Origin of the sequence: Olivibacter sp. 47 (assembly GCF_030372825.1) — a bacterium.
GTDB classification, from domain to species: domain Bacteria; phylum Bacteroidota; class Bacteroidia; order Sphingobacteriales; family Sphingobacteriaceae; genus Olivibacter; species Olivibacter oleidegradans.
In genome coordinates this window covers 4,056,181-4,070,982 of record NZ_JAUCNR010000001.1, presented here as the reverse complement: position 1 = coordinate 4,070,982, position 14,802 = coordinate 4,056,181, and the positions used below count along the sequence as shown (strand labels likewise).

At 38.9% G+C, this 14,802-nt stretch carries 16 protein-coding genes; 6 read left to right on the top strand and 10 right to left on the bottom strand.

What is annotated here, in order from left to right; all coding sequences use genetic code 11:
• Nucleotides 1–6: 6 nt before the first annotated feature.
• Together QT327_RS17805 and QT327_RS17800 are read right to left on the bottom strand one after the other, a co-directional pair.
• The gene (locus QT327_RS17805) at nt 7–870 is read right to left on the bottom strand and encodes a tyrosine-type recombinase/integrase (RefSeq protein WP_289553604.1); all 864 of its coding nucleotides are present in this window, start codon (nt 868–870) and stop codon (nt 7–9) included.
• 138 nt (nt 871–1,008) lie between these two features.
• Nucleotides 1,009–1,713: a LexA family transcriptional regulator gene (locus QT327_RS17800; RefSeq protein WP_130856888.1), complete on the bottom strand. Its 705-nt coding sequence runs from the start codon at nt 1,711–1,713 to the stop codon at nt 1,009–1,011.
• Nucleotides 1,714–1,819: 106 nt separating this feature from the next.
• Here QT327_RS17800 and QT327_RS17795 point away from each other — a divergent pair, with 106 nt between their 5' ends.
• Nucleotides 1,820–2,899, top strand: coding sequence for a hypothetical protein (locus QT327_RS17795; protein ID WP_130856887.1), 1,080 nt, complete (start codon nt 1,820–1,822; stop codon nt 2,897–2,899).
• Nucleotides 2,900–2,958: 59 nt separating this feature from the next.
• On the opposite strand, the gene rpsU is transcribed toward QT327_RS17795, so the two are convergent.
• The 5 genes from rpsU to QT327_RS17770 form a co-directional block, all read right to left on the bottom strand.
• Entirely contained in the window at nt 2,959–3,150 is a 192-nt protein-coding gene (gene rpsU / locus QT327_RS17790) for a 30S ribosomal protein S21 (protein ID WP_013665669.1), read from the bottom strand.
• 149 nt (nt 3,151–3,299) lie between these two features.
• Nucleotides 3,300–4,409 (bottom strand): DUF6588 family protein, encoded by a 1,110-nt coding sequence (locus QT327_RS17785; RefSeq protein WP_130856886.1) that lies wholly within the window; start codon nt 4,407–4,409, stop codon nt 3,300–3,302.
• Between the two features lie 28 nt (nt 4,410–4,437).
• Nucleotides 4,438–5,190, bottom strand: coding sequence for a hypothetical protein (locus tag QT327_RS17780; protein ID WP_130856885.1), 753 nt, complete (start codon nt 5,188–5,190; stop codon nt 4,438–4,440).
• Nucleotides 5,191–5,334: 144 nt separating this feature from the next.
• On the bottom strand, nt 5,335–5,901 hold the full coding sequence (locus tag QT327_RS17775) for an MFS transporter (RefSeq protein ID WP_256377673.1): 567 nt from the start codon (nt 5,899–5,901) through the stop codon (nt 5,335–5,337).
• A 35-nt stretch (nt 5,902–5,936) separates the two neighbouring features.
• Nucleotides 5,937–6,626, bottom strand: coding sequence for an MFS transporter (locus QT327_RS17770; RefSeq protein WP_289553603.1), 690 nt, complete (start codon nt 6,624–6,626; stop codon nt 5,937–5,939).
• A 107-nt stretch (nt 6,627–6,733) separates the two neighbouring features.
• Between QT327_RS17770 and QT327_RS17765 the strand changes: the two genes are divergently transcribed.
• A complete protein-coding gene (locus QT327_RS17765) occupies nt 6,734–7,468 on the top strand; it encodes a DUF2490 domain-containing protein (protein WP_130856883.1) in 735 nt (244 codons plus the stop codon).
• A 16-nt stretch (nt 7,469–7,484) separates the two neighbouring features.
• Here QT327_RS17765 and QT327_RS17760 read toward each other — a convergent pair whose 3' ends face one another.
• Nucleotides 7,485–9,191 (bottom strand): glucoamylase family protein, encoded by a 1,707-nt coding sequence (locus QT327_RS17760; RefSeq protein ID WP_289553602.1) that lies wholly within the window; start codon nt 9,189–9,191, stop codon nt 7,485–7,487.
• A gap of 222 nt (nt 9,192–9,413) precedes the next feature.
• Complete coding sequence (locus QT327_RS17755) at nt 9,414–9,629, bottom strand: hypothetical protein (RefSeq protein WP_289553601.1); 216 nt, start codon at nt 9,627–9,629, stop codon at nt 9,414–9,416.
• Between the two features lie 264 nt (nt 9,630–9,893).
• On the opposite strand from QT327_RS17755, the gene QT327_RS17750 reads away from it, so the two are divergent.
• From QT327_RS17750 to QT327_RS17735, 4 genes are all read left to right on the top strand, one after another.
• Nucleotides 9,894–10,805, top strand: coding sequence for a LiaF transmembrane domain-containing protein (locus tag QT327_RS17750; RefSeq protein WP_165447018.1), 912 nt, complete (start codon nt 9,894–9,896; stop codon nt 10,803–10,805).
• 313 nt (nt 10,806–11,118) lie between these two features.
• Complete coding sequence (locus QT327_RS17745; RefSeq protein WP_289553600.1) at nt 11,119–11,871, top strand: sensor histidine kinase; 753 nt, start codon at nt 11,119–11,121, stop codon at nt 11,869–11,871.
• Nucleotides 11,872–12,034: 163 nt separating this feature from the next.
• Nucleotides 12,035–12,613 (top strand): LytR/AlgR family response regulator transcription factor, encoded by a 579-nt coding sequence (locus QT327_RS17740; RefSeq protein ID WP_354004787.1) that lies wholly within the window; start codon nt 12,035–12,037, stop codon nt 12,611–12,613.
• A gap of 22 nt (nt 12,614–12,635) precedes the next feature.
• Nucleotides 12,636–14,105, top strand: coding sequence for a serine hydrolase domain-containing protein (locus tag QT327_RS17735; protein WP_130856879.1), 1,470 nt, complete (start codon nt 12,636–12,638; stop codon nt 14,103–14,105).
• Between the two features lie 48 nt (nt 14,106–14,153).
• On the opposite strand, the gene purN is transcribed toward QT327_RS17735, so the two are convergent.
• Nucleotides 14,154–14,747: a phosphoribosylglycinamide formyltransferase gene (gene purN / locus QT327_RS17730; RefSeq protein WP_130856878.1), complete on the bottom strand. Its 594-nt coding sequence runs from the start codon at nt 14,745–14,747 to the stop codon at nt 14,154–14,156.
• Nucleotides 14,748–14,802 lie beyond the last annotated feature (55 nt).

The window sequence follows — 14,802 nt, the reverse complement described above, 5'->3', positions numbered from 1 at the left end:
CCTTTTTTAAGCTTTGGGATGAGCTTGTTTGTAAATAGATTTCAATCGTTCCACAGAATTGTGCGTATATACCTGTGTTGCGACTAGATTTGCATGACCTAATAACTCTTTAATAGCATTTAAATCTGCCCCTTTATTCAATAACGCTGTTGCGAAGCTATGCCTTAGCACATGGGGGCTCTTTTTTTGCTGAGAGGTTATCAGTGACAAATAACGAATTACTACTTGATAAATAAGCTTTGGATAAGCTTGTTTACCTTTTATAGTAACGACTAAAGTTAAGGAATTGTTATCTAAATTTTCAATTTTTTTTAATTTTAAATATTGTTCGATTAAAAGTTTTAAATGAGGCAGCATAGGCACTATCCTTTCTTTATTTCGCTTGCCTAAAATGCGGATCGTCTGATTATAATAGTCGATATCTTTCTCCTGTAATTGTATCAATTCAGTCAAACGCATCCCGGTTCCAAAAAGCAATTCGATAATGAGCCGATCCCGTTGTCCTTCAAAATTGTCCTGAAAGATATGATCGTGATCCAGTAACTGGTTCAATTTATCTTCTTGGATAACGACAGGTAACTTTTTCGGCTTTTTTAAGGCTTTAACCAATAAGGTAGGATTTGCTCCGTAAAGACTTTCCCTTTGTAAGAATTTATAATAGGTACGTAATGAGGATAATATCCTATTAATGGAAGACGCCTCTAGGCCGCTGTCCATCAGTATCGATAAATAGTACCGCAATTGCTTGTGCCCCACTTCCTCAAATGATATCTGTTCGGCAACCCAAAACTGCAGATAACTACGGACATCTTTTTCATAGGCCTTTAGCGTATGTTCGGAATAATGTTTCTCAAACCGCAGAAAGGACATAATCGTTCTACATACATATCTTCTTTTTTTGGTGTTGACTTGTTTCTACCAATATTTCATCCGAAACGGACACCCTACTTTAAAACTGCTTATACCGCTTTGCATTTCAGTTCTTAAATATCGTAAAAACAGATCATATTATAGCTGTTTCCTAGCCACTTTACCTTTTACAATGAAAAGTTTGACAATGGCTTTCTTATCAACAATGGTGTCTCCTGCATATTCCGGATTGGCCGCTCGCAATACGAGCTTAGTATGATCTGAGTGCGGAAACAGCAATTTTACGGTAACCAATTTATTGGCTTGCTCATTGGTAACAACCAGATAGGCTTCCCCCCAAAGGATCACTTCCAAGTTTGACACTTCCTTAACGATGATTATATCCCCGCCGGTAAATTTCGGGTTCATGCTATCACCGTATATTGGTAGATAGGCTGTACAATCATTAAAAGGACGAAAATTGACATAAAATTCGGGCACTTCCTGAAAAACATCCGCTCCGTTAAATACCATATCGGGCTGAATATTATAAAAAGGTACTTCTCTCTCTAACGATTCATTTGCCGAGCGAACTTCTTTCCCTCCTTGTCTATGCTTATAGGGTATATTTGATAAAAATGGCGCGCCCTCTTTCTTTTCAAGCCACTTCAAACTTATATTATGATAGTCAATAATATCTTTTGCTAACCGTTTTCCTACAACCCTACCACCGTTTTCAATCGACGAAAAATTATTGACATGTTTGGCAATTCCACCATAAAACTGCTCTAAAGTCATCTTTTTTAACAATCGTGCCTCTTTAAATAAAGGCCCTAATTCCGCTCTATCTAAGTGATCTATCATAATATCAAAAAATATTTTTTATAACATAAAAATATACTATATTTGAATACCTCTAAGGTACGCAATTATGAATAACCATCAATACAATTTTTTTAAACTTTAATTTATGGAAAATCTTCACGAAGCAATCCGAACAAGCAACTTTCGTTACCTAACGGAAGATGCTATCCAAACTCCCTTATCTTTTATCGAAAACTTCTGCTATTTTGAAACAGAGGTGGAAACTTTCAGGAAAGACATCCTTTTTTTTCTTCATGCCGCTACAACAAGAAAATCAGATTTCAACGGAAAGTTTTATGTCAATTCTGAAGACTATGCTTATAACTGTCGACAACTAATTTCAGTCATTGAGGTGCTATGGGTACTGTATCATCAACCTATACCTCAGCTAAGAATTCCGGACACCCATCCCCTTTACCAAAAATCATCTTGGGCAACAGACCGTATCGATATTGAAAAAAGAATAAATAGCGGCGCTGCACATTTCAGGAAGCTGGAAAATCGGGAAATAAACGATATCGGATTTTTTTTGGAAGAATTCTTTTTATATCGTAACCTCAATGAGTGGCGAGAAATTTTGGATGACCTGCTAACGTATGCTTATACCAACGAAAGTATCTTCGATGGTACCGAATTATTGTATGAATCTGTTGCGATTTACGAATACCTGGAAAAAGCAGTCGAAGCAATTTTCTTAATTGCAGATCTAAACTTTAAATACAACAAATCAACCGATGATATCCAAACAAAAGGTGATCAGGAAACAAACCTAAACCCTACTGCGCAAATCAACGGAATCACTTTACCCAACCCAATTCAAGAAGTACCGTCTTTAGATGACGACACCTTCACCAATAACCTGATACAATATCTCGAAAAATTTTGGAGTCATCTGGAAGAGAGCAATGGAAATCATTCATATGGGCCCGTCATGTTTACAGAAACACTTGAAAAGGAACTCCTGTCCTATTTTGAATCTTTTCATCCTAAATTTCTTAGCCGAAATTTCCGGAGAATTTATATGGGATATCTCGAGCATTTATTTGCAAATGGCACTCCCTGGTATTACCATGAACTACGAGCTTTCACCGCTCATATGGACACATTTTTTGAACTTCTGGAATTGGCAGACCAAGAAACCGCACACTGGCCTCAGGAAGATCGTATAGGATGGGATGAAAACTAAACAAAAAAGCCGTTCACAGAACCTTGTTGTGAACGGCCTATATAATTGACATCTACTTTCTAAACCGTATCTTGGTTCAATGATTGTTTGTAGATCGCTTTTTTAATTTGAGTACGGCGGGTAACAGATTTTTTTTCGTATGCTTGGCGCGCACGAAGCTCTCTTAACACTCCAGTTTTTTCAAATTTTTTCTTAAAACGCTTCAAGGCTTTATCTAACGATTCGCCATCTTTTACATTTACGATAATCATGCTCTTTATACCCCCTTTCTATTGTCAAAATTTGGGACAACAAAGGTAAACATTAATCCGTTAAATTAAAAGCGATTTTCAACATTCTTTCACTTTTAATTCCTCTCCTATTTATATTAGATGGCAATGCAGTAAAAACAGCTTATTTCTTAGTCTCCTTTTAGTAGGGTGGCCCTCAACGCTAAAGACGCAATATGTGTATTGGCATAGGTATATTGAACCTCTGCTTTAACAAAACCGCTCCCTAGCAAAAGGCCAAAGCCACCCGCTGCTACGGTTTCATTAATACTCGATTTAAATAGGTCTCTATATTCATAGCCTGTTTCTTCCACCACATCCCGGACATACGCATCATTTATTTTCAGTTTGAAAACACCATTAGTTCCCAAATCACTTGTTTGATGAACGACTCCCCCATGTCCATAAATCTCTACAAAAGAGTTTACTCGATAGTTAAAAAAAGCTAAAGCCTGTTGTGTTTTAGTGTGATGTGATAACTCCAAGGAAGTGCCCGCTGTACTAAAATAGTCATTATTAAAGGTTAAAAAACGTTCTCCGTTCGGTGTAAAACTCGTCTTGTTTCGCATATATGAAAGCAGTAAGTTAACGGTAAAGTTAGGATCTTCATCGTCAGTAAACCATTGAGAAATATTATGTCGGATAGCCCCGCCCCATGCAGATACATCCACTTTACCCTCATTTAATCCTATCGCAAACGGCATTACTCTCAAAGACAATTCGGTACTTTTTCCGAGCCCCACACTCAGTTGCGGCATAACGAAGGGAGTGACTCCTACGCCGGTGCCGATCCCATCAATCATATTGAAATTTGCGCTCAGATAATCACCCGTAACTGGATTAACTAATCTATTGTTTGTGGCAGGGTCTAATAGAAAAACACTGATAGCACCTCCTTTGGCATCTGTGAACATACCAGGGGTTAAAGGGGCAGCGATTATGTTTGCGCTTTGATATAATTGATCCATGCGAATATAACGATTCCCGTCATTGATAGGAATAATAGCGGTGGATCCTACTAAACTAAAAGACAAATGACCTGCCTGCTTCGGTATAGCCCCGCCTTGCCAGCCCTGATTGAGGGAAAAACCAAAATTAGAAGAAAATAAATTGGTATACGCTGCAAAATAACTGTTACCAAAACGTTCAATATCTCGCACCTGCATTTCATAGTCTTGCAACGTTTGGGCTTGCACCACATTGCTAATCAGTAGAACGAGTAAAAGCCAGCTACACTTCATTAGCCTAGGAATATAGGACACCCTTAATTTAATCATGATTGGAAGGAATGAGAGTAGCATATCCTATTTGAGAGCTACCATTCGTTAAACTTATGTTGAGAGAATCGTAGTCTGATTCAAGAACTTGAAAAGTTAGCTGCTCTTTTAATGCATCCGATACAGCAGGAACCGTAATTCTCAATTCTTTTTGATTTGACCCTTCTAGCGAATAGGTGGCAAACACTTCTGATTTCTCTCCGAAAAGCTCTTCAAAGACGCCACACACACCTTCTGCCACTGGAGCATCAATTTTCACTTTTGCCCCTTTTCCACCCTTATAAAATGTGAATTTTAACCCTTTTACACACTGCCATTCCGGTCTTTCTGTTACATCCAATTTATCCTCATCGTAGATACGGTCAATCAACCAAGTTTTCTCTCCGCCATTCTGATTAAGTTGTTGAAGGGCTAAATGCAGATAGACGGCCGAACTATTAATCGTATTTTTCAGCGTTGTATTGTCAGCATATGAAAAAATTGCCTTACAGCCGGCGCTTTCAATAGACTTTTGGGCCAAACGCCCCAGCTCAGCCTGATTTGACCAGCTGTTAGTTCCATCAGCATACCGAATATCGATGAAGGGAATCGAGGTTTGGTCCGTGGGTAAAACCAGTTGACTCTTCGACAGGCTATCAGGTTCAACGGCATGTTGTCCTTCCGTAAAATCGCGTTCATTGGTATATACCTTTATATAGGCTACCTCTTCAATGGTCTGCTCGGGAAAGATATAGATATAGTCCATTATGTTACAGACTTTATCGTGCTCGCAGCTTGAGAGGCAAAACAAAAGTAGTCCTAAGAATAGTGTTGTAAAAGCTTTGTTCATATTTAAACTTGTTAACATCTGAGCCAATCCTTCCTATGGAGTTGGTATTGCGCTTCTGTATCAACCATTCGGCTCATTATTTAATTGAGATCGGCGCATTGTGTCTTGCATTCCCAGATATACGAATAACGAGCAGGCAATGCATATCGTGATATACCAATAAAAGTAATTTTCGTGTCCTATATTTTTAAACCATAAGGCAATGTATTCTGCTGATCCGCCAAACACTGCAACAGTTAACGCATAAGGTAAACCAACTCCCAAGGCCCTAATTTTTGCCGGAAAGAGCTCTGCTTTGACAATAGCATTTATGCTCGTATACCCACTAACTATTATCAATGCTAGCAGTATCAACCAAAAAGCCTGCCATTTATCTTCGACATATTGTAAAGCATTCAATAAAGGCACCGTAAAAAGAGTTCCCAGCGCACCGAAAGCGAGTAACAGGGGTTTTCTTCCGATTTTATCCGATAGTAAACCGAAAATCGGTTGCAGTCCCGCGAAAATCAATAAAGCAAGAAACGTGATTAAAGTAGCATCTGCATTAACAAGCCCAACGGTATTAACAAGAAACTTTTGCATGTACGTGGAGTAAGTATAAAAAGCCAAGGTTCCCCCTAACGTCAAACCAATGACCGTCAATATCTCCTTAGGGTGCTGTATTAATAGCTGTAAAGAACCTTTTTTTCCTGTAGTAGTTCCTGTTGTTTAAAAGCTCTCGTTTCATCCAGATGCTGTCTCAAATACAGGGCCACCACCGCCAAAACTGCTCCGATAAAAAACGGTATCCGCCATCCCCACATAAACAGATCCTCTTCGCTCAGTAAAAGCTTCTGTAAAAGTAACTGGATTCCCAAGGCGATTAACTGTCCTCCAATGAGTGTTACATATTGAAAGCTCGAATAGAAACCACGCCTATCGGGTGTAGCCATCTCGGAAAGGTAAGTAGCCGATACACCATATTCTCCACCTACACTCAACCCCTGCAATAATCTTGCAATTAACAACACAATAGGAGCAATCACGCAAATCTGGTTATAGGTAGGCGAACAGGCAATAATCAATGAACCGAGAGACATTAATAAAACAGATAAAGTCATTGATTTTTTCCGACCAAACCGGTCCCCGATAAAGCCAAATACATATCCGCCTAGCGGCCTCATTAGAAATCCAACAGCAAATATAGCTGCTGTATTTAAAAGTTGCAGGGTACGGTTGTCTCCTGGAAAAAAAGAAGCAGAAAAATAAATGGTAAATGCAGAATAGGCGTACCAATCGTACCATTCAACTAAATTACCGATAGACCCTCCAATAATAGCTCTTAAACGTTTCCTTGAAATAGTACTTGACATATGCTTATAATTGATAACAGTACTTGCTTTAGCTGGCAAATTATAAATTTTATTGATTTTTTCTTATTTTAAGCCCTTCAAATCACTATATAAACACTAACCATTCGATGAAAAGAACAGCATCCAAATTCGTTAACACACTCTTTGGCTTGATGGCTATAATATGCCTTCTGATTCCCCAAACATCAATTAAAGCACAGGACAATCAATTCGGAAACTGGTACGCATGGTTTAATAATATTAAATTCAATGCCAAGTGGGGAATGAATAACGATATTCAATTTCGGGCAGGGAAGAACTGGAACGAAAACTCACTTATCTTAATCCGGCCTGGAGTGAATTATTACGTCAGCGCCAATCAAACCGCTTCAGCGGGGTATGCAACGACTCTTGTGACACACAAATTAACAGGTGATCAGCCGCGATTAACGGAACACAGAATTTGGGAGCAATATATCATCACCGGTAGGCTTCTAAATATCCCTGTTCAACATCGATTCAGACTTGAGCAACGTTTTTTAAAGCGTCCTGATGAAAGCGTTTTTACTCAGAGGGCGAGATATTTTATTAGGGGAATTATTCCTATCAATAGCCCTTTACAACAACCCTTTAATAAGGGATGGTTCCTCGCACTTCAAAACGAATTGTTCTTTAACATTCAAAATAAGGATAATGTTAACGGGAGCCTATTTGATCAAAACAGAGCCTATGCAGCTTTCGGCTATCGATTTTCACCAAAATATGATTTAGAAATAGGCTATATGAATCAATTTTCGAAAAGAAATACCCAACCAAATCTGCTAAATCATATAGCGCAGATTGCCTTCTATACACGACTATAGAAGGCTACTGTAATCATTATCGTATCTTTTCAACAAGCAATTTAATATCCGGATCCTTCATAAAAAGATTCCATATTAAACCGGTGCGTGCATTTTCCAACATAATGGGAACAATTCCTTGGTGAATAGGGTCAAAATTTCCGGAAACCCAGTTATCTTTAAAATTAAATTCATCCCTAAACCCATATTCTGTCCATAAAAAACTTCCCAAGTTTCTGTAATAATTTTTGAGCGCTTCCATAGCGATCGTGGGTGTATATGGATAAGTCGCAATGGCTGCGGAAGGATTAAAACGATTTACAAAAGCCGAATCCTTCCCAACATAAGGCCACAGTAAATTTGTTATGCTCACAAACTGTTCACCGCTGTCCAAAGCTGCCCGATAGTAAATCATTGACAAATCACATTGATTATCAAAATAATTGACCGTGCTATCAATAGGGCTCCTCGGATTGATAGCCAAAAAAGGCAGTTGCTGTTCGATCAGTGAAGTTTGTACGGATCCCGCCACCAATCGGATTCCGTAATAGGTACTGTCGATCATGAATGATTCACGATTATAAAGCTCGGGTTTTTCCCCATTTTTCCCAAAAAGTAACGTATCACTAACAGAGGTCGACAATCTACCAATAGCAGGACCAACATACTTCAGTGGCTGTTTAAATCCAAGCTTATAGGAGGCGGGAGTAATTGCGTGACTTGGTGAAGCGATTGCTAATAGATAAGCGATCAAGCTACCGTTGTACCCTCCTATTGGCGCCGACTTAGTAAATGAGCAGGCAGGAGACCAGACACTGTATAGATGATAGCCATTTCCTTCCTTCACAAATTTCGTCCAATCCACCCCGTTCCATAGAGAGGAAATAGCGTCTCTCAATTCACTCTCGTCAGCACTCTCCTTATCAAAATAATTTCGAGCAACCAGCAAACCTTGCATTAAATAAGCCGTAGACTCAATATTGGCCGCTATTTCACAAGAATCAGTCATGATAGGCTTACCGGATCTCCCGTTAAGCAATTCCGGAAAAGCGCCATGATAAGTAGTTGCCCTTCCCAAAAATTTAACGATTTTCTTTAAACGATCCAACAGTAGTTGCCGCGGAATAAATTTTCGTTCTACACCAATTACTTGAGCCAAAATGCCAATCCCCGTCCCTTTCACAGAAATACTGGCATCACTAACCAACGGAGAAATTTTATGCATGCCGCTATTGAACTCCGTTTCATTTGTGAAATAGGCGATATGCGATTTCTCAATTGAATTTAACAGGTCTTCATCTCCCGCCAATTTAGTTTCAGCTGTTTTAATTTCCGAAAAGGGTGATTCCCGATACTGATAATCAACCCAAGCGATTTTGTAATAATAAGACACATTTGTGCGCGGAACGAAGTCAGTATACTTGTTAAATGAGATTGGTCTAACGGCAACCGGGACAAAGTTTTGGTTATCTTCAGATCGGTATATTTTGATGTAGCGAATACTGGGCGTGAGGGGTAACTGCCACATAATATCAACGTGTCTTTCATGAGCCTCTACAGATGAGAGTACAGCCTTGCCGGTAAGCTTCATATCGGGGGTTTTAGTAGGCAAGAATTCAATTTGATCAATAAATAACCGATGTTCCTTGCCATCCATATTCGTTCCCTGCTTAAAAATTATACTGCTTATCGGTGCTTGGTTGTCTAAATTCCCGATGCCTTTCAAAGGAATTTCAACCGACAACCACGCATTATCCTGATAGTTCTTTATAAAAGATTGAATTTTAACCTCTTCGGAGATATTTTCACCTTGAGCGAGTTGTATATTAGGTAATTCTGTTTTCGCAGTAGCACTTGAAACAAAAATCTTAAAAAATCAATAAGTCGTTGTTTTTGGGTAAATGACCATAATCGCTGCTATAGTGGATAACCGATTTCCACTCACCCTCATTTCCGGAAATATAATTCAACATAAGCGAATTTCCCGGAGTAAAAAAACACTATCCACTACCGGTAGATGGCCATTCATGTGGTTGATCCAACTGTTACCGGCAAAGGACGACTGTGAATAGTAGTAACTCTTTGGCATCAAACTGTTTTCGAACAGCACCTCCGGATAGTTAGAGGCCTCAGCTTGAATGCTTAATAGAATAGCAAGTAAGAAAAAGTATATTTTGTTCATATTAGCGTATCTTAACAGTCAAAGATTGGAGCAAAAACCAAGCCATGGCATCTTTGACAGCTTTCAAGAATCTCTCTTCTCATTTACCGATAAAATTAGGTCTTTTACCGACAAACTGTGTGCATCCGCCAAGTTCTGATGAAACTAAAGTGAAATATTCATTTATATTTACAAAAAAAAGATAAAGTATGAACAATCTATGTTATGCAGAGAACAGCAATATACATGATTTTTCTCATACGATCATCAATAAATACTATACATATGAATAACTATAAAGCTCCTCAACATAGGTCAAACTCCGGCAGAGTGTGGGTAGGACTTATTATTATTATCATCGGTTTTTCCATGTTATCAAAAACACTTGGCTTTATATTCGATTTTCCTAACTGGCTATTCTCGTGGCCTATGTGGTTAATTGTTATCGGCTTGGTACTGGGAGCCCGAAATAACTTCAAAAAGCCCTCATCTTTTATATTGATTCTTATCGGTTGTTTCTTCCTAACAGAACGGATGTTCGATGTAAGTCTTGGTAGGTTTTTTTGGCCCGCTTTTATCATACTCCTTGGTTGTTGGCTAATTGCAGGCAGAAACAGGGGCCGCTTTTCCTCTCCCCCTCCCGTTGACCCCCAAAAGGGTCCTTACGGAGAACCATCAAAAGAAACAAGCCCTTTCTCGAATTACAGCCCACCACATCAATCTGATCTTGATTGGGATAGAAGGGTGAGCAGCGAAGCGGATATTTCAACAGAAGATGAAAATCAAGAAGGTTCGGCCCCGAAAGCCGAACCTGATGCATTTTATGAACAGGCTGAACAGTCATCGAGCAAAGTTAACGAAGATTATATCGACTCCGTTTCTATCTTCGGACAGGTAAAAAAGAATATTTATTCAAAGAATTTCAAAGGCGGAGACATCGTCAATATCATGGGAGGAGCCGATATTAATTTAATCCAAGCAGATATTCAACATCCTGTCATTTTGGAAGTCGTACAGATTTTCGGAGGTACAACCATTCTCGTTCCTGCTCACTGGAAAGTAAACCCGGAAATGACGGCTATTTTTGGAGGAGTGGAAGACAAGCGATTTATTAATAATGTAGCTGTAGATAATCGCAAGAATTTGATTATAAAAGGCACCTCAATTTTTGGTGGTATTACAATCAAAAGTATCTAATCATTATCATTTTAAGCATTTATCCAATGGCGTCAACCCCGCTCATCACGTCAAAGCAAAAGCTCATTGCAGTCAGCTGTGTATCCGTTTGGGTAGGTACGCTTATTATACAAACCGGCTTATTGCTTTGGTTTGATTTTAACGTTGAACTCACGCTCCTTGACAGTTTAATCAGCGCCACAACCATCGCAGCGGCGTGTTATATCATTGCTAATAATTTAATTATTATCAGCCTCGCAAGGAACGTTATTTTTACATTATAATTTGGGGATTATGCTTGGCCGCGATCAGCCTAACCATCAATCGCTATGTGATGCAATATATTATAAGCGACAAATCTTATTTAGCGTTCCTTGATTTATCCCTTCCTATACGCTATTGCACCAATAGCTTGATAATCGCATGGGTAGCAATTATGCAGGTGCTTTGGAACACACTACATGATCAAAAGGAAAATGAACAGCGAAAAGCAGATGCTGAGAAACTGGCTCGCGAAGCGGAACTCTATAATCTCCGACAGCAGCTTCAACCGCATTTTCTTTTTAATAGTTTAAATTCCATCATTGCGCTTATTGGACGAAAACCCGAAGAGGCAAGAAACATGACTTTTCAATTATCTGACTTTTTGCGTGGAACTCTTCGAAAAGACGATCAACAACTTATTCCGCTGAAAGACGAGATTGAACATTTGAAACTCTATCTAGAAATAGAGAAAGTCCGCTTTGGCCATCGGCTAGATACGGATATACTTATGGAGGACTGCGAAGAATGCCTCTTACCTGCTATGATTTTACAGCCTCTCGTAGAAAATGCCATTAAATATGGTTTGTATGACACTACGGGCCAGGTAAAAATTGCCATTTGGGCAAAAAAAGATGAAAACCACTTATTGGTGGCCATTCAAAACCCTTTTGATAAAGAAAGCAGCAACCCCCATAAGGGTACTGGTTTTGGACTACGTGGTGTACAGCGGAGATTATTTTTATTGTTTGGACGCACAGATTTGTTGCAAACTCATCATACAGCGCATATCTTTACAAGCAATATAAAAATACCACAACAATGATTAAAGCTGTTTTGATAGACGATGAACCACTTGCGCGAAGCATAATAAGTGAATATTTAGCCGACTATAAGGAAGTACAAATCGTTGCAGAATGTAATGATGGGTTTGAAGGAGCAAAAGCGATTATGCAATATCAGCCAGACTTGGTTTTTTGGATATCCAAATGCCAAAAATCAATGGTTTTGAAATGCTTGAGCTGATTGACCAGCAACCGCCTGTCATTTTTACAACAGCTTTTGATGAATACGCAATTAAAGCATTTGAAAAATATGCAATAGATTATCTGCTTAAACCAATCAGCAAGCCGCGTTTCGATCAGGCCATGAATAAATTTCTCCAGCAACGTAATTTAAAGAGCACAACTGAACAGGAGCAAACAAAAAAGATGCTGGAGACCATGAGCCCCTCCCCTTCTTTGGAACGCATTGTAGTAAAAACCGGCAGTAAAATCAACGTAATCAACACCGATAGTTTGATTTGTCTGGAAGCGGATGATGACTATGTACGCCTACATACCACAACAGGAGCCTATTTAAAGAATAAAACAATGGCTTTTTTCGAAAAAGAGCTCGATCCTAACATATTTGTAAGAATTCATCGTTCTTATATAGTACGCGTGGATAGCATTGTGCGACTTGAACCTTTTGAAAAGGAAAGCCACATCGCAATACTAAACAACAACATGAAGGTAAATGTAAGTAAATCAGGCTATTCAAGACTCAAACAGGTTTTAGACATTTAAAATATTTTCAAACTCACCATTAATGTTTCGATATTCGCTGATCGCTATTTTCTTTCTTTTTGTTTGTCATCTGTGCTCAGCCCAAGAAGAAAACAGCAGTAAAATAGTAAACAGATTCAAAAACTATTTCAACAAACATCAGGCTGACTCCATTTATCAACAGTGGAACCAGCACGCAAAGACGACCGTGTCGAAAGCCCAGCTCGACTCGCTGCTAATTAAGCAACTTTACCCACTAGGTACTATAGAAACTTCTTCATTTATAAAAAATGAGAATGACCTCGAGCATTTTAAACTCGTCTTTTCTAAAAAGACCTTGAAGCTCATTTTGCGGGTTGATTCTAATGAAAAAATAGAAACATTCCTTTTCCAACCCTTTGAGGAATCCGTCAATGAAAGAGATACAATACCATCTGTGAAAAAAGAAGATCCCATAGAGGATACAACAGGACATAGGCTAGCAGACGAATCAAAAACAATGGAAAGCACCATTGATAATTTAGTCGATTCACTTGCGCTTCAGTATACGAACGACCCCAGTACTTGTGGTCTAGCCATCGGTATTATTCATAATGGTAAAGCGGGTTACTATTATTACGGCGAAACCACACGAGGTAATAAAACACTCCCTGATCAGGAAACTTTATTTGAAATTGGATCCATCAGCAAAGCTTTTACTGCCACCCTTCTAGCAAATGCAACGTTGACAGATAGTATCCACCTAAATGATCCAATTGTTAAGTATCTCCCGGATAGTATCGCTCAAAACAAAGAACTCGAGAAGATCACCTTTCAAAATTTAGCGACCCATACATCCGGTTTACCACGCTTACCGGACAATATAGTTCCAAGCGAACCCTTAGACCCCTATAAAGATTACGATCGTAAAGCGTTATTTTCCTATCTTAAGAGTTATAGCCAAATAAACAAACCCGATTCCGTTTATGAATACAGCAATCTTGGATACGGGATTATCGGAGACTTATTGGCTTATAAAAAGAATTCTTCGTACAATGAATTAATAGAAAAAACGATCTGTGACCCATTGGAATTAGAAAACACAACCGAATTTCCGAGTGGAGATAAATTACCGAAATTTATTCCGACTTATAATAATAAGGGAGAACTGACTCCGCATTGGCATTTTTTGGCTCTGAGCGGAGCGGGATCGTTAAAATCCACAATAAGGGATTTGCTTAAATTTGCCGAAAGCAACATAAACATCCCGAATACTGTACTAGGTAAAGCCATTGCGTTGACACATAAACCGTCTTGGCTGGTTTCGGAAACTCAGGATCTCGGCTTGTCATGGCATATTAATATTGAAAACTTTCAGGAAATTTTCTGGCAAAATGGGGGAACCTTTGGAAGCAGTAGCTTTTTAGCTTTCGTTCCAGGCAAGAAAGTTGCCGTTGTGGTACTTGCAAACGCGGCAAAATCGGTAGATAGTATAGGTTTTTCTATAATAAATAACCTTATCACGAATCGCTGATTTACCCGAAACATCAGCAAGAGAAACCTTAACGGGGAAAAAGACTAATTAATCAGTTATCTTATGCCCCTCAACTCTTTTCAAGAGGTTTTCAATAACTTTAGGGAAATATTGATGCTCCAACTGTTGTCCCTTAAATTTTACCATTTCTAAATTGTCATCTTTTTCTATTTTGAAACGCGCTTGATAAATGATCTCGCCCTCATCAAAGCGTTCGTTTACATAATGGATAGTGATGCCCGACTCCTCCTCCTTATTTTCCAATACAGCCTTATGTACACGATCTCCATACATTCCCTTTCCACCGTAGGCAGGTAGTAGGGCAGGATGTATATTAATAATTTTATTCGGAAACGATTTAAGTAGATTTTCCGGAACTAACCATAAGAAACCGGCAAGAACAATTAAATCTATTTGCATCCGGTTTAACAACTCAACTATATTATCGGTATTATAGAACTCGTGACGGTCAAATACGTGAGAGGGAACTTCAAAGTTATCGGCACGTTGTAATACGTAAGCTTCGGGATTATTAGTCAATATTAAAGAAACTTCCGCGTCGTGGCTATACTTAAAATGCTCCATGATCTTTTGAGCATTAGAGCCGGAGCCGGACGCGAAAATAGCTATGCGTTTTTTCATAAAGTATTTTGTTTTTATACGATGCGCTTTACCGATCAATCTCGCCGATTCTACT

What these genes read in the sequence shown, in the direction of transcription:
- rpsU (WP_013665669.1), bottom strand. Translation starts at nt 3,150, where the DNA reads ATGATTATCGTAAATGTAAAAGATGGCGAATCGTTAGATAAAGCCTTG.
- purN (WP_130856878.1), bottom strand. Translation starts at nt 14,747, where the DNA reads ATGAAAAAACGCATAGCTATTTTCGCGTCCGGCTCCGGCTCTAATGCT.
- QT327_RS17795 (WP_130856887.1), top strand. Translation starts at nt 1,820, where the DNA reads ATGGAAAATCTTCACGAAGCAATCCGAACAAGCAACTTTCGTTACCTA.
- QT327_RS17785 (WP_130856886.1), bottom strand. Translation starts at nt 4,409, where the DNA reads ATGAAGTGTAGCTGGCTTTTACTCGTTCTACTGATTAGCAATGTGGTG.
- QT327_RS17765 (WP_130856883.1), top strand. Translation starts at nt 6,734, where the DNA reads ATGAAAAGAACAGCATCCAAATTCGTTAACACACTCTTTGGCTTGATG.
- QT327_RS17780 (WP_130856885.1), bottom strand. Translation starts at nt 5,190, where the DNA reads ATGGACTATATCTATATCTTTCCCGAGCAGACCATTGAAGAGGTAGCC.
- QT327_RS17755 (WP_289553601.1), bottom strand. Translation starts at nt 9,629, where the DNA reads ATGAACAAAATATACTTTTTCTTACTTGCTATTCTATTAAGCATTCAA.
- QT327_RS17745 (WP_289553600.1), top strand. Translation starts at nt 11,119, where the DNA reads ATGCAATATATTATAAGCGACAAATCTTATTTAGCGTTCCTTGATTTA.
- QT327_RS17770 (WP_289553603.1), bottom strand. Translation starts at nt 6,626, where the DNA reads ATGTCAAGTACTATTTCAAGGAAACGTTTAAGAGCTATTATTGGAGGG.
- QT327_RS17735 (WP_130856879.1), top strand. Translation starts at nt 12,636, where the DNA reads ATGTTTCGATATTCGCTGATCGCTATTTTCTTTCTTTTTGTTTGTCAT.
- QT327_RS17750 (WP_165447018.1), top strand. Translation starts at nt 9,894, where the DNA reads ATGAATAACTATAAAGCTCCTCAACATAGGTCAAACTCCGGCAGAGTG.
- QT327_RS17805 (WP_289553604.1), bottom strand. Translation starts at nt 870, where the DNA reads ATGTCCTTTCTGCGGTTTGAGAAACATTATTCCGAACATACGCTAAAG.
- QT327_RS17740 (WP_354004787.1), top strand. Translation starts at nt 12,035, where the DNA reads ATGCCAAAAATCAATGGTTTTGAAATGCTTGAGCTGATTGACCAGCAA.
- QT327_RS17800 (WP_130856888.1), bottom strand. Translation starts at nt 1,713, where the DNA reads ATGATAGATCACTTAGATAGAGCGGAATTAGGGCCTTTATTTAAAGAG.